The following is a 12,679-nucleotide window of genomic DNA, read 5'->3' on the forward strand; positions in this document are numbered from 1 at the left end:
GGTTTTTAGTTTTTAATGATTTTAAATGTTTTGATGTTCTCTCCATTTTGATTAATTCTGATAATGTACATTGCAGAAGGAAGGGAAGAGAAATTAAGCTCGGATTTAGATTGTGTAACCACATCTTTTCTGATCAGTTTGCCTTGTGCATCAAATAATTGATATTCTGAACCTTTATAATTATTCGTAGTGAAATCCAAATACAAATAATCTTTAAAAGGATTAGGGTAAAGCAGCAGACCTTCCTTGTCTGAAGAGTTTTCATGGGTGGAAAGAGCTGTAATTTCGTAAGGCTGTTGCACTCCTTCAACCACTTGAGAACCTGATCCTTTGGACAAATAAGCGGTCTGACCTATACTATAAGAAACCGATCCATTGGGACCAGAGACATCGGTTCCTGCAGCAAGAACTGCTGACTGAGCCTGGAATATCGTACAAGAAAAGATAAACCAGGGCAGATAATACATAAATTTTTTTTCCATTGGTAACAGTTTTTAATTAGAGGGAAATTTGGGAAGACTAAATTACCACCTATCGGAATCTGATGTTGGAAAAATAGATGAACGACAGAAATAATCGACCAATGTCAATTTGTGAATTATTGTTGAAATTCTGATTCTTTAGGGTTCAAAGAAGGAGAGGTTATTCTTGTAAGTTCGGCCTATCGGAAGCCTGATATGATGAGTGAGTTCTATCTCATGACAATTTTTGGCACGAATGAGATGTCTTGGTACTGCGTAGCTCCGATGTATCCTGATAAAGGAATCAAAAAAGTTTTTCTGCAGAAGGTTTCCCAGTGAGTCGAGAATACAATGATTCTTTTCAAGAGTGATAATCCGGGTATAGTCTTTTAATGCTTCAAGATAAAGGATATCCTTCATTCTGATCTGGGAAACATTTCCTCCTTCTTTGATGGTAAGAGAGTTTTCTCCCAGTATAGCATCATAACAGTCGCATTTTTCTTTCATTTCAAAAAAGTCGAAAAGTCTTTGCATTGAATAATGAAAACGTGGTGCCGTCAAGGGTTTTGTCATGAAATCAAGGGTATTGATTTCAAAGACTGAGGCCGCTAATTCCGGATATGAGCTTACAAAGATGCAGGCGGGGATTTTATGGGCCAGCTTTCGGAACTCCAAACCACTCATCCCTTTTAAATTTGTTTCTGTGATTAAAAGATCTACAGGAAGGTCAAGATAAGGAATTGCTTTTTCAGCCGAATCAAAACAAGCGACAATTTCGATGTTTTTGTACGGCCTGATATAATGCTGAAGAACCAGCCTGTCCAGTTCATCATCATCAATAATCATACATCTAAGATGGGTAATCATGATTTTCTGGATGTTTTTAAATTTAATTGCTTAAAAGACAGAAAATTATTACATAAAGTTATTGTTTTTTTATAAGATATACTCAGGCGAACTTAAAATTATCTTAAAAAATGTTATTAAATAAAAATTGATTTTGTTTTTTTTTCTGAAAAATATTAACTTGTAAAAATCATAAACATAGACAGAACTTAATGTTAGAAAAGAAAGAACATAACTATGAGAAAGCGGTCCTGGTGGGAGTAATTACTCAAAATCAGGATGAAGAAAAACTGACGGAGTATTTAGATGAACTGGAGTTTTTAGCTTTCACAGCCGGAGCAACCGTGCAAAAACGTTTCACCCAAAAACTAACTCAGCCGGATTCCAAGACCTTTATAGGAAGTGGTAAGGCTATCGAGATAAAAGAATATGTAAAAGAAAATGAGATCGGAACCGTAATTTTCGATGATGAACTCTCTCCTTCACAGCTTAAAAACCTGGAAAGAGAAATGGAAGTTAAAATTTTGGACCGTACCAATCTTATTCTCGATATTTTTGCCCAAAGAGCTCAGACATCTTATGCAAGAACACAGGTAGAGCTCGCCCAATATCAATACCTTTTACCTCGACTGACCAGAATGTGGACTCACCTTGAGCGTCAGAAAGGGGGGATCGGGATGAGAGGTCCGGGGGAAACGGAAATTGAGACCGACCGTCGTATCATCCGTGACAGGATCACGTTGCTGAAAGAAAAGCTGAAGACTATTGACAAACAAATGGCAACTCAGCGTAATAACAGGGGGAAAGTCGTTCGTGCTGCCCTGGTAGGATATACCAACGTCGGGAAATCTACCCTTATGAATTCCATCTCGAAGTCTGAAGTTTTTGCAGAGAGTAAATTGTTTGCAACGCTTGATACTACGGTAAGAAAGGTGGTTATCGGAAATTTACCATTTTTGCTTACGGATACAGTAGGATTTATCAGAAAACTTCCGACACAGCTTGTAGAATCCTTTAAATCAACCCTTGACGAAGTGAGGGAAGCGGATTTGTTGATCCACGTGGTGGATATTTCTCACGAAAGTTTTGAAGATCATATAGAATCGGTGAATCATATTCTGATGGAAATCGATGCTCATCAAAAGCCAATGATTATGGTTTTTAATAAGATTGATGATTTTAGCTATGAGAAAAAAGACGAAGACGATCTTACGCCGACAACCCGTAAAAATGTTTCCCTTGAAGAATGGAAAAAGACCTGGATGGCAAAGTCCAAATATCCTACGGTATTTATTTCTGCTTTAACAAAGGAAAACTTCCCGGAAATGAAAAAGATGATTTACGACGAAGTTATGAAAATTCATATTTCAAGATTTCCTTATAATGATTTCCTTTTCGAATATTTCGACAACGACGAAGAAGAAAGCAACAATTAATGAAATATTACTTTTTCCTTCTTTTCACTCTGTTTTCGGTTTTTGGTTTCAGCCAGAAATCGAAAATTGATCTGAAAGCTATTGAAAAAAGCCTTAAAAATCCGGATTCACCCTACAATTATGATAAACTTATCTTCAAATATAAAGGGTATCCCAAATCTTTAGACAGTACAGAATCACAGTACCTCTATTACGGAAGAAATTTTAGAAATGATAAAATCACCGTTTCAGAAGACCGTTTTAAAGATCTTACTGATGCCTTTAAAGAAAATAATTTTACAGAGTGTGTCAAACTCGGGAAGGCATTGTATGATAAGGACCCTACCAATCTGGATGTTCTTCTGATCCTTTTGAGAGCGTATGATTCTTTAAAAGACGGTAATAATTTTATACATCATCTGAACCAGTTTCGTGCGCTTGCAGACGGAATAAAAGGTTCCGGGGATGGAAAATCTGAAAAAACGGCTTATCTGGTCAACTCGGTAGGAGACGAATATATTCTGCTGAATATGTTGAATATAGGAAAAGATTATGCACGAGGCTCAAAATCTTCCAAAGATGGAATGTTTGATATATGGGAAAAAGACGGTCGGCAGATCTATATCAAAATACTTTATTTAGAACTAACCAATTAACTATAACAAACACTTAGTGGAATTATATTATTCATTTTCAGCATTAATCGTATTAGCATCAATATTTGCCTATCTTAATTACAGGTTTTTAAAACTTCCCAGCACCATCGGAATTATGGTTATTGCCATTGTGGTATCTATTTTTCTGGTATTTTTTGGAGAAACAATACTTCCCAGAACATTCGGGCATCTGCATAATTTAATGAGCAGTATCGACTTTACGGAGGTTTTGATGGGGGCAATGCTTAATTTTCTTCTCTTTGCGGGAGGAATTCATATCAACATTAATGACTTAAAGGAACAGCTAAGACCCGTTGTGATTTTTTCCACGGCAGGAGTCGTTATTTCCACTTTTGTTGTAGGGTTTGGAATGTTCTATCTCTTACCTTATGTGGGTGTCAATCTTCCGTTTATGTATTGTCTTGTTTTCGGAGCTTTGATTTCACCTACAGATCCGGTAGCCGTACTCAGCGTCCTGAAACAGGCAAAAGTTTCAAAATCTCTGGAAACAAAGGTGGCAGGAGAATCCCTCTTTAATGATGGTATGGCAGTGGTTGTTTTTACGGTTATTCTACAGCTTGCAGTAGGAAAAGAAGTAGATCTGAGTGTTGAAAATATTGGATTGCTACTGCTTCATGAAGCAGGTGGAGGTCTTCTGTTAGGAGTTTTGCTTGGTTGGGTCACTTCAAGATTAATGCGTGAAGTAGATGATTATATTATTTCCGTATTGGTGACACTTTCTGTAGTAATGGGAGGATATCTTATTGCAAGACAAATGCATATTTCCGGCCCACTGACGATGGTAGCAGCAGGTCTGTTTATGGGTAATTTCAACAGAAACTTCAAGATGAAATCCGTTACTCAGGATTATCTGATCAAATTCTGGGAACTTATCGACGAAATATTAAATGCTGTATTATTCCTGTTTATCGGCTTTGAGCTTTTAATGATCAAAGACCTCAAACATTTTATGATCCCTGGTCTACTAGCCATTTTTGTAGTGCTTTTTGCCCGGTTTATATCGATATGGGGACCAACTAAATTTACCTCTCTGAGAAGAAGTTTTAGCCCGCAAACAGTAAAAGTACTTGTTTGGGGAGGAATTCGTGGTGGTGTTTCTATTGCATTGGCCATGTCTATTCCTAAAAGCGAATACAGCGAGATTATTTTGAGTATTACCTACTGTGTAGTCGTATTCTCGATTATTGTTCAGGGACTTACAATTGCCAAAGTGGCTAATCCTAAACAGATTGTGAAGGAAGATGAAGAGCAGGAAACTGTTGTTTCAGAAGAAAATATCTGATGAATAATATTGTTAAAGAAATAAAAGAAGCGCTGGCTGTATTATCTATCCCTGAAAAAGCTGAATTTTTTCCAAGGTTTTTTAAGACGGGTAAGGGAGAGTATGGCGAGGGAGATGTGTTTCTGGGGGTTACCGTACCGGATCAGAGATCTGTGGCTAAAGAATATTATAAGAAAGTAGAGCTCAATGATCTTGGTGTACTTCTTTCTTCACAATATCATGAATATCGGTTAACAGCCCTTTTTATGCTGATCTCAAAATTTGAAAAAACAAAAGATCTGCAGACGAAAGAGAAAATTGTGACTTTTTATCTCAATCATTTACCCCACATAAATAATTGGGACCTTGTAGATTCCAGTTGCTATAAGATTCTGGGAAGATATGCTTTTGAAAACGATAAAGAATACCTTTTAAGAGAGCTTTCGGAATCTGAAGAGATGTGGCATAAAAGAATTGCCGTAGTTGGAACAATGCATTATGTGAAAAAGGGGTCATTTGATCTTACAAAAGAATTTGTTGCCAGAAATCTGAAACATCCGCACGACCTGATGCATAAGGCAAATGGATGGTTGTTGCGGGAAATGGGGAATAAGAGTGAAACAGAACTCATTGCTTATCTGAATCAGTATTACAAAGAAATGCCCAGAACATGCCTTCGATATGCAATTGAAAAACTGGATGAAGACCTTCGCCAGAATTATCTGAAAGGACGCGTTTAAAAATAAAGAGTAATGATGTCAGTTTTGAGTTCTCAAAACTACCTGAAAACAGCTATTTCTACCCAAAAACTAAAGATTTCAAGGATATAAGGCCGGAATTGAGTAATTTTACTGTTTTACATCCAATCATGAAAAAAATAGTAAAATTATTTCTTTTTCTTCTCCCCTTATTATTCCTGACGAGCTGTTTCGACATTCTTGATAAAGTAAATGTAAAAGCAGACGGCACCGGAGAATATACCATCATACTGAATGCAAGTAAGAGTAAAACAAGACTGGCATCAATCTCTAAGATGGAAACCATCAACGGAAAGAAAGTTCCCAAGAAATCTGAGATTGAAAACAAAATCAATACAGCTGCAAAAATTTTTAAAGAAACTCCCGGAATCACCAATGTAAAAACGGCCATGGATTTTGATAATTATATCATCAGACTGAGCTGTAATTTCAAAAAAATTGAAAACATCAATGCCGGTCTGGAAAAATTAAAAGATCAGAAAATATTGGGCAAAATGGTTCCCACAAAGGTCTACAGCCAGAATCTTCAGAAAAAGACATTAACAAGGAATAAAGTCAACACTTTCAAAGAAGATTATGAGAAGATGAGTAAGGCTGATAAAGAGGTTTTTAACGATGCAAGATACACTTCCGTCATGCAATTTGAGAATACCGTGAAGTCACAAACGAATAATGCTTACGTGCTTTCTCCTAATAAAAAAGCACTCAAGCTGGAGGCGGATATCCTGGATCTGATCCTGCACAAAAAACAAATACAAAACACCATTCTTTTCCAATAAATTTCTAAACTATAGTCATGAAATCTATCTTATTAAAAACACAAAAAATTGTTTTCATAATCTTCGGGTTTACCATGGGTTTTGCCCAGAATAGCCTGAAAATTCCATCTGACGCTGTATTCTATATGGAAGTCAACGGAAAACAGCTCAATAATAAAATCAACTGGGATAAGCTGAACCCATTGTTGCACGAACTCAACAAAAAGAGCAAAGAAAATAGCTCATGGACGGATTATTCAAAGACAGGAATCAAATACGACGCTGCTCAGTATCATTATGCCAGCCTTAATGACTCTATCAAGACCTATAACACTCATTTTATCATTGATAATAAAGAAAAGTTTCAGGAATTCGTAAATTCTATAAAGAAAAAAGGACAGGAGATTTCTAAGAAAAACAATTATTCCTATGTGGATATCAATGATGACGTTTTTGTTGGCTGGAACGGAAGCCGTGCAGTTCTTAGTATGATAAGCTATACCAAGCCCCATAAGGACTATTGGGAAGCAGATGCAGTGACAGACAGTACTGCCGTTGCCGTTGCTGATGGTGTAGCTGTAGATAGCGTTTACAATGATGAGCCGGAAAAACCGTTTGATTATAAAGAGGAAATCAAGGAGCTAAGAGAAAATATAAAATACCTTAAGGAAAACATCAAAGACAATAATCTGGAAATAGCAAGAATCCAGAAAGATATCAAGTATCTCCAGAAACATCATGCATATCCTCAGCAAAAAGAAGACGGAGAAAAATATGAAGAAGAAAGCAAGTCTGAGGAAGCATATGAAGAGGAAAATAAAGCCTACCAGAAAGAACAGGACTCTATCCGCAGAGAAAAATTCCTGATGGTTAAAAAGAATGCTGAAGAAAGGTTCGATCAGTTTTTCAGTTCAAATTTCGAAATAGAGGTTCCTGAAGAAATGCTGGCTTTCAGGGATGCCAATTCAGATGTCTTTGTCTATGCAGATTACGGCAGAATAGTTAATGACGGGCTCTATGGTAAAATGACTAAAGATTATACTTATGGGCAGTTCTTCAAGAACATGTACAACTCCAACTATGCGTACAATTTGTATTTTGACAAAGACAAAGTAAGGCTCGTCAATAATTATCAGCATAAAAATTCTGAAATTCAAAAGAATATATCCGCCATTTACAAAGGGAAGAAAAACAGGAAACTGCTGGAACTCATCAATGAAAAAAGCGTGGGTTACTATGCGATGAATGTGAATGGGGCAAAATGTTTCGATATGATGTACAGCCTTCTGCAGAATTCCGGAGAACATGAATATAAAAAAGAAATGGAACTCATTATGGAAACGATGAAAATTGTACTGGATGAAGAAGCCATTGCTAAAATAGCTCCCGGAAACGGAATCTTTGTTTTAAACGAGCTGAAATCCAAAAAGGTTGAATATACCGATTATGAATACGATGCCGAGTTCAATGAAAAAGAGGTGAAGAAAACCAAGGAAATTGCTGTTCCCAACTTTACTTTCGCATTTGCAACTGAGAATGAAGCCTATTGGAACCGTATTTTTGATGTACTCGCTACTCATAAAAAGCTGGCTAAACGATTTTCAAAAACAGGAGATATGTACACCTTTAAAGAATCCAAAGACGGTGGATATATCGATAAGCTGTTTTTTACAGTAAAAGACGGAGTCGTGTATCTGATGAGTTCTGCAGACAATATTGTACCGGTCAGCCAGTCTTCGGTATCCAGAAAATGGGCGAAAGATTCTGCTAAATATCCTCTGTCGGGAAGACTGGATATTCAAAAGCTTTTAACAGGTTTAGATAAAGAATTCAAAAGTCCTAAAGAGAGAAAAACACTGGAGGCCATCAGGAAGAATGTAGGAGAGCTCTACTACAAAACAGAGGTGAAAGGAGAGAGTATCCGCACTGAAATGGATTATGATATCAAAGGCTCTTCTGAAAACAGTCTGATGTATTTCTTTGATATATTTAATCAGATCTTCAACACAAAAGAAAAAGAAAAAAAGTCACAAATTTTGTAGATGAACAAAAAGAAGATTGTTATCCCGTTATTGCTGTTGTTAGCCGTGCTGGTTTATTTTGTGGGTTTTTATAAGGATAAAGACCTCAGATATATTCCTGAGGACGCAGATGCTGTTTTTTTGGTCGATACGAAGAAATTAACGGGACAATATCTCTTCAAGATGATACTATATCCATCACATTGGTCCGGAAAAAAAACAAAAAATAAAAATTCCGGCTCGCTGAGTAATTGTGGAATTAAAATTCCGGATTTTTTACAAGTTTTTCATATAAAAGGGACCAGCTTTTCAGAATGGTATACGGTCATCGAGCTTAAAGACACCCCAAAATTCATTGCTTTTCTGAAGAAGCAAAATTTTACAGATAAAAAGAACGGCTATTTTCAAAAAGATCAGATTTCCGTATTTGTCATTGGTGATCTTGTATTGGCAGGAACATCTGATAAAGCTTTTGGGATGATTCAGAAGCAACTTTTCCAAAAACCCGTACAAGCAGTGTGGAATGCAGATCAGTTTATTCATAACACATTAGGGAGTTTCTCCTTCATTTCAGAATATGGAATTCAAAATTTTGCAATTGACCTCAACGATGATGATATCGAAATAAAGAACAACTCAAATTCGGATATTTTTAATTTTATCGCCGCAAAAACACTGCCTGGAAATCATTGTACTCAGCTGGAACTAGATAAGGACAATATCAGATCCTTTGCCCGTTTTTTCAATAAGGGTATTTCAGATTCCTTGCAGGCATCTTACGTTAAAGTGACCGCAGATCTCAAACAGGTTAATGATACCATTGTCAGTTATGATTATGACGAGAATTTTAATGAAATTGAGAAAACAACTTTTCAGAAGATTACGCAGCCTCAGTATATCATTGAATTTCAGACTAAAGATCCGGAGAAAACCGGGGAATATTTTCAGTCTAAAAAGTGGATCAACAGCGAAAATCAATTTACGGCAATCCCTTTTCAACCCAATGAAGTTAAACAACATGACAACGGGTTTATTATACAATCTTCAGGAAACCGGTTCATATCCTTACCCCCGTTAAAGCAAAATTATATTTTAATCAGAAACAATTCCCTGCTATATTCTTCCCTGAAAACACTCAATGAAACTGAAAAAAGGATCATTTCGGATATCGATTATGTGTTGTATGCTAATAAGTCACAAAACTATTGGTTGAAAATAAAAGCAAAAAAAGGAAAATTACCCTTAATTTTACGGTGGTAACCATATAAAATAAAATAAATAGTAATGGCACCATCAGAAATAGCATTGCTCAAAACCTGTACACATTATTTTTTGCACTTAGTATTCCCCGTATTTATAGCTCTAATCTTTTATCGTGAAAACTGGAAGAAAGTATACCTTATTCTTCTTGCCACCATGCTGGTAGACCTCGATCATCTTTTTGCCAATCCCGTTTTTGATCCTTCAAGAAATAGTATAGGATATCATTTTTTACATTCTTATTATGCCATTGCGGTGTATTTTTTGATGCTGTTTTTTAAAGGGAATATCAGAATTGTTGCCATCGGGCTATTATTTCATATGTTGACGGATTTTCAGGATTTTAGCTTCTGGCCTCATTAAAATATTATTAATATTTTCTTTTGATATTTCAAAATTTATAGATTTTTTGTATTTTGTAGACACTATATGAAATTAAAAGAATTTTTACATTACACTTACATTTTTCCTGTCCTTGCAGTTGTTTATTACTTCCTTGGATTGATGGGAAACGGAGTCATTTATGATATTGTAGCAGGTATTTTATTAATCGGAAGCGTATTATCGGCAGTCCACCATGCAGAAATGGTTGCTCATAAAGTAGGAGAACCTTTCGGGACAATCATTCTCGCGCTTTGTATTACCATTATTGAAGTCGCTTTGATCATCTCACTGATGGTTGCCGGCGGAGATCAGGCGATCACGCTGGCCAGAGATACGGTTTTTGCTGCTGTGATGATCATTCTTAACGGTATTCTGGGAATCTGTATATTGGTGGGAGGCGTGAAGTATCATGAGCAATTCTTTGCCAGAACCTCAGCTACCACTTATCTTGTGAGTACGGTTTCAATTCTTATTCTTACCCTTGTTCTTCCTAATTTTACTTCAAGTGTCAACGGACCTTTCTATAACCAGGCCCAGCTTATTTTTGTATCCATTGCCTGCCTGATTATCTATGGTGTCTTTCTGATGGTGCAGACGGTGAGACACAGAAGTTATTTCATTGTTCCTGATGAGCATCCTGAAGAGCATTATATTCCTTCACTACCAAAGACACTGATTAGTTTTGGCTTTTTAGTCGTTTGTCTGGTGATCGTGGTTTTAATGGCGAAAGGATTATCTGATACTATTGAAGGGATGGTACAGAGTGTAGGAGCTCCGAAATCTTTAGTCGGAGTCATTATAGCAGGTGTAGTACTTCTTCCCGAAGGAGTTGCAGCCATTCGGGCAGCAAGAGCCAATCAGATCCAATCCAGCTTAAACCTTGCTTTGGGGTCAGCCTTAGCAAGTATCGGACTTACCATTCCAGCCGTTTCTGTGGTGTGTATCATGTATGACATTCCTTTGGTACTCGGATTAGATAAAAAAGATATTATTTTACTATCCTTATCTGTATTTATTGTAATGCTTTCATTAAGCCGCGGAAAAACCAATATCCTATACGGAACGGTGCTTCTGGTGAACCTGGCAGCTTATATATTCACGGTCATCGTTCCTTAGAACAGTCTTCGGAATGCTTTCCGGTCTTTTATTACAGCCTTCTGGCCAGCTCCATTTTGAATGCCATTAGTCTGGCAATATTTTCGGATTTGTAGATGGCCATGTCTGCATTTTCACCTGCGAAATTTTCCTCGATGGTCATTTTCCATAGCTCTAGCCACTTATCAAAATGTTTCTGTTCCATCGCTGCTATTTCATTGATGGGAAAATGTGCTCCCATTGGATTTCCTTTATAAGTCATTTGCCCGAAAAGAATAGATTCCCAAAAAGAATACATCTTCGGAAGATGTTTATCCCAATCCACTTTAGCAACGTCATTAAAAAAGAATGCAATCGTTTCATCCTTAACGACTTTTGCATAAAATGAGTTGACGAGGTGCTCAATATCTTCTCTTGATTCCAGCTTTTTCATATTTCAAAGTTAGTCTAAATCAAATAAAAAAGTTGATTTTTAAATTGATAAATCTCATAAAGAAGCAATAAAGGAAATGACCATTCGATTGAAATGTTAAAATTATTTAATTCGTAAAAAACGCATAATAAGTGATATGATTTTTGTAAATTTAATTATTAAACACTAAAAAATCATAAAAATGCGTAAAAAAATCAATTCTATTTTAGTTCTGGTTGTACTCTCAGTTACTGCTTCATGTGCAAGAGATGAAGTAGGTTCTGTGAGTGATGATGCCGAAAACCTGAGCTATACCGATTTTAAACGGACACAGATGACAGAAGCTGAAATGCTTCAAAAAGGATGGAAAATCGTAGACGAATTTAAATTGCCTGAAAGCCCCGGTACAAGCCGTAGCTTATCTGACGGAAGTAAGGAAATCCCTTTTAAAGCAAATCATTTGAAAGATATGGGTTATGATGTGAATTTTTCAGGAGAAAGAACGAGGCTCAAAAATATTTTTGCCTACTCCGGTCAGGTTCCGGATGGAATTATTTTTAATCCTGATTTATCCGTAGATGGCGATACCCGGAACAGTGCAGCCAGTCCCAATGTGTCAGTTGTTTTGGGAACACCGGACGTAAAGATAAAAACCAATGGAGTTGACCTGCCGGATGATGCTTATACCACGGAAGCCATCAATAATGGTGACAGGGAAAGTGAGATCACGGTTACCTATTCGTATAAAAAGGGCTATTCAACTTCATGGAAGCGTACCGTTTCCGGATCATTTGAAGTAGGAGCTTCTGTATCTGTCGATATTCCGTTGGTAGCAAAAGCTACTGCCAGTACTAAAGTTGTGGTGGGAGGTGATACTACCGAAGGCACAGAAAGTTCTGAAGAAATTACACAAACCAGTACCTACAAAACCGTAGTACCGGCCCATTCCAAAAAGACTATTTCAATTCTGACGAAAGTGAAAGGGTCTTCTGTTGAATACTTTGTGCCTATGAAATTATCCGGAAATCTTCTGGCTAACTTCCCTTCACCGGTAAACGGACATTATTACTGGGCCTTTCCGGTTGAAGATTTTCCTAATTTTATTTCAAATGTACATGGAGAATCGGGTATTGTAAAATCAGTCAGCAATGTAAGCGTAACGGTGATGGAATCTCCGGCACAGACTATATAAGTATTTCTTTTACAGAATACAAAAAAAGACAGGGGTTTTGTTACTTCTGTCTTTTTTTGGAGATTAAAGAAAACAAACGGATTCTATTCTTAACTTTGTTTTTTTAAATAAAAAGTGAAGGATAAGGCTGGTATTGGCA

13 protein-coding genes are annotated in these 12,679 nt (G+C 36.7%); 10 read left to right on the forward strand and 3 right to left on the reverse strand.

Annotated elements, in window-relative coordinates; translation table 11 throughout:
* Positions 1 to 5 precede the first annotated feature (5 nt).
* Positions 6 to 482 carry a T9SS type A sorting domain-containing protein gene (locus tag H3Z85_08080; GenBank protein ID QPQ53293.1) on the reverse strand — a complete coding sequence of 159 codons (477 nt, stop codon included), beginning with the start codon at positions 480 to 482 and terminating at the stop codon, positions 6 to 8.
* Positions 483 to 620: 138 nt separating this feature from the next.
* Positions 621 to 1,307 (reverse strand): response regulator transcription factor, encoded by a 687-nt coding sequence (locus H3Z85_08085; protein ID QPQ53856.1) that lies wholly within the window; start codon positions 1,305 to 1,307, stop codon positions 621 to 623.
* 212 nt (positions 1,308 to 1,519) lie between these two features.
* Between H3Z85_08085 and hflX the strand changes: the two genes are divergently transcribed.
* The 9 genes from hflX (at position 1,520) to H3Z85_08130 (ending at position 10,957) form a co-directional block, all read left to right on the forward strand.
* The gene (gene hflX, locus H3Z85_08090; GenBank protein ID QPQ53294.1) at positions 1,520 to 2,743 is read left to right on the forward strand and encodes a GTPase HflX; all 1,224 of its coding nucleotides are present in this window, start codon (positions 1,520 to 1,522) and stop codon (positions 2,741 to 2,743) included.
* A complete protein-coding gene (locus tag H3Z85_08095; GenBank protein ID QPQ53295.1) occupies positions 2,743 to 3,378 on the forward strand; it encodes a DUF4919 domain-containing protein in 636 nt (211 codons plus the stop codon). Before hflX ends, H3Z85_08095 begins: the two co-directional genes overlap by 1 nt.
* Positions 3,379 to 3,394: 16 nt before the next feature.
* The gene (locus H3Z85_08100; GenBank protein ID QPQ53296.1) at positions 3,395 to 4,681 is read left to right on the forward strand and encodes a sodium:proton antiporter; all 1,287 of its coding nucleotides are present in this window, start codon (positions 3,395 to 3,397) and stop codon (positions 4,679 to 4,681) included.
* The gene (locus tag H3Z85_08105) at positions 4,681 to 5,400 is read left to right on the forward strand and encodes a DNA alkylation repair protein (protein ID QPQ53297.1); all 720 of its coding nucleotides are present in this window, start codon (positions 4,681 to 4,683) and stop codon (positions 5,398 to 5,400) included. The genes H3Z85_08100 and H3Z85_08105 overlap by 1 nt, the downstream gene beginning before the upstream one ends.
* Before the next feature lie 128 nt (positions 5,401 to 5,528).
* Positions 5,529 to 6,197 carry a hypothetical protein gene (locus H3Z85_08110; GenBank protein QPQ53298.1) on the forward strand — a complete coding sequence of 223 codons (669 nt, stop codon included), beginning with the start codon at positions 5,529 to 5,531 and terminating at the stop codon, positions 6,195 to 6,197.
* Between the two features lie 17 nt (positions 6,198 to 6,214).
* Entirely contained in the window at positions 6,215 to 8,218 is a 2,004-nt protein-coding gene (locus H3Z85_08115) for a hypothetical protein (GenBank protein ID QPQ53299.1), read from the forward strand.
* A complete protein-coding gene (locus H3Z85_08120) occupies positions 8,219 to 9,457 on the forward strand; it encodes a hypothetical protein (protein QPQ53300.1) in 1,239 nt (412 codons plus the stop codon). It begins immediately after the preceding gene.
* Positions 9,458 to 9,481: 24 nt separating this feature from the next.
* Entirely contained in the window at positions 9,482 to 9,820 is a 339-nt protein-coding gene (locus H3Z85_08125) for a hypothetical protein (GenBank protein QPQ53301.1), read from the forward strand.
* A 66-nt stretch (positions 9,821 to 9,886) separates the two neighbouring features.
* The gene (locus H3Z85_08130; GenBank protein QPQ53302.1) at positions 9,887 to 10,957 is read left to right on the forward strand and encodes an ionic transporter y4hA; all 1,071 of its coding nucleotides are present in this window, start codon (positions 9,887 to 9,889) and stop codon (positions 10,955 to 10,957) included.
* Between the two features lie 31 nt (positions 10,958 to 10,988).
* On the opposite strand, the gene H3Z85_08135 is transcribed toward H3Z85_08130, so the two are convergent.
* Positions 10,989 to 11,369, reverse strand: coding sequence for a group III truncated hemoglobin (locus tag H3Z85_08135; GenBank protein QPQ53303.1), 381 nt, complete (start codon positions 11,367 to 11,369; stop codon positions 10,989 to 10,991).
* Positions 11,370 to 11,550: 181 nt separating this feature from the next.
* Between H3Z85_08135 and H3Z85_08140 the strand changes: the two genes are divergently transcribed.
* Positions 11,551 to 12,540 (forward strand): hypothetical protein, encoded by a 990-nt coding sequence (locus H3Z85_08140; protein ID QPQ53304.1) that lies wholly within the window; start codon positions 11,551 to 11,553, stop codon positions 12,538 to 12,540.
* Positions 12,541 to 12,679 lie beyond the last annotated feature (139 nt).

This window comes from Chryseobacterium indologenes (genome assembly GCA_016025055.1).
GTDB classification, from domain to species: Bacteria; Bacteroidota; Bacteroidia; order Flavobacteriales; family Weeksellaceae; genus Chryseobacterium; species Chryseobacterium indologenes.

Bases quoted from the DNA above. Each gene is read 5' to 3' on its own strand.
- H3Z85_08080 (QPQ53293.1), bottom strand. From the start codon at position 482: ATGGAAAAAAAATTTATGTATTATCTGCCCTGGTTTATCTTTTCTTGT.
- H3Z85_08085 (QPQ53856.1), bottom strand. From the start codon at position 1,307: ATGATTATTGATGATGATGAACTGGACAGGCTGGTTCTTCAGCATTAT.
- hflX (QPQ53294.1), top strand. From the start codon at position 1,520: ATGTTAGAAAAGAAAGAACATAACTATGAGAAAGCGGTCCTGGTGGGA.
- H3Z85_08095 (QPQ53295.1), top strand. From the start codon at position 2,743: ATGAAATATTACTTTTTCCTTCTTTTCACTCTGTTTTCGGTTTTTGGT.
- H3Z85_08105 (QPQ53297.1), top strand. From the start codon at position 4,681: ATGAATAATATTGTTAAAGAAATAAAAGAAGCGCTGGCTGTATTATCT.
- H3Z85_08110 (QPQ53298.1), top strand. From the start codon at position 5,529: ATGAAAAAAATAGTAAAATTATTTCTTTTTCTTCTCCCCTTATTATTC.
- H3Z85_08115 (QPQ53299.1), top strand. From the start codon at position 6,215: ATGAAATCTATCTTATTAAAAACACAAAAAATTGTTTTCATAATCTTC.
- H3Z85_08120 (QPQ53300.1), top strand. From the start codon at position 8,219: ATGAACAAAAAGAAGATTGTTATCCCGTTATTGCTGTTGTTAGCCGTG.
- H3Z85_08125 (QPQ53301.1), top strand. From the start codon at position 9,482: ATGGCACCATCAGAAATAGCATTGCTCAAAACCTGTACACATTATTTT.
- H3Z85_08130 (QPQ53302.1), top strand. From the start codon at position 9,887: ATGAAATTAAAAGAATTTTTACATTACACTTACATTTTTCCTGTCCTT.
- H3Z85_08135 (QPQ53303.1), bottom strand. From the start codon at position 11,369: ATGAAAAAGCTGGAATCAAGAGAAGATATTGAGCACCTCGTCAACTCA.
- H3Z85_08140 (QPQ53304.1), top strand. From the start codon at position 11,551: ATGCGTAAAAAAATCAATTCTATTTTAGTTCTGGTTGTACTCTCAGTT.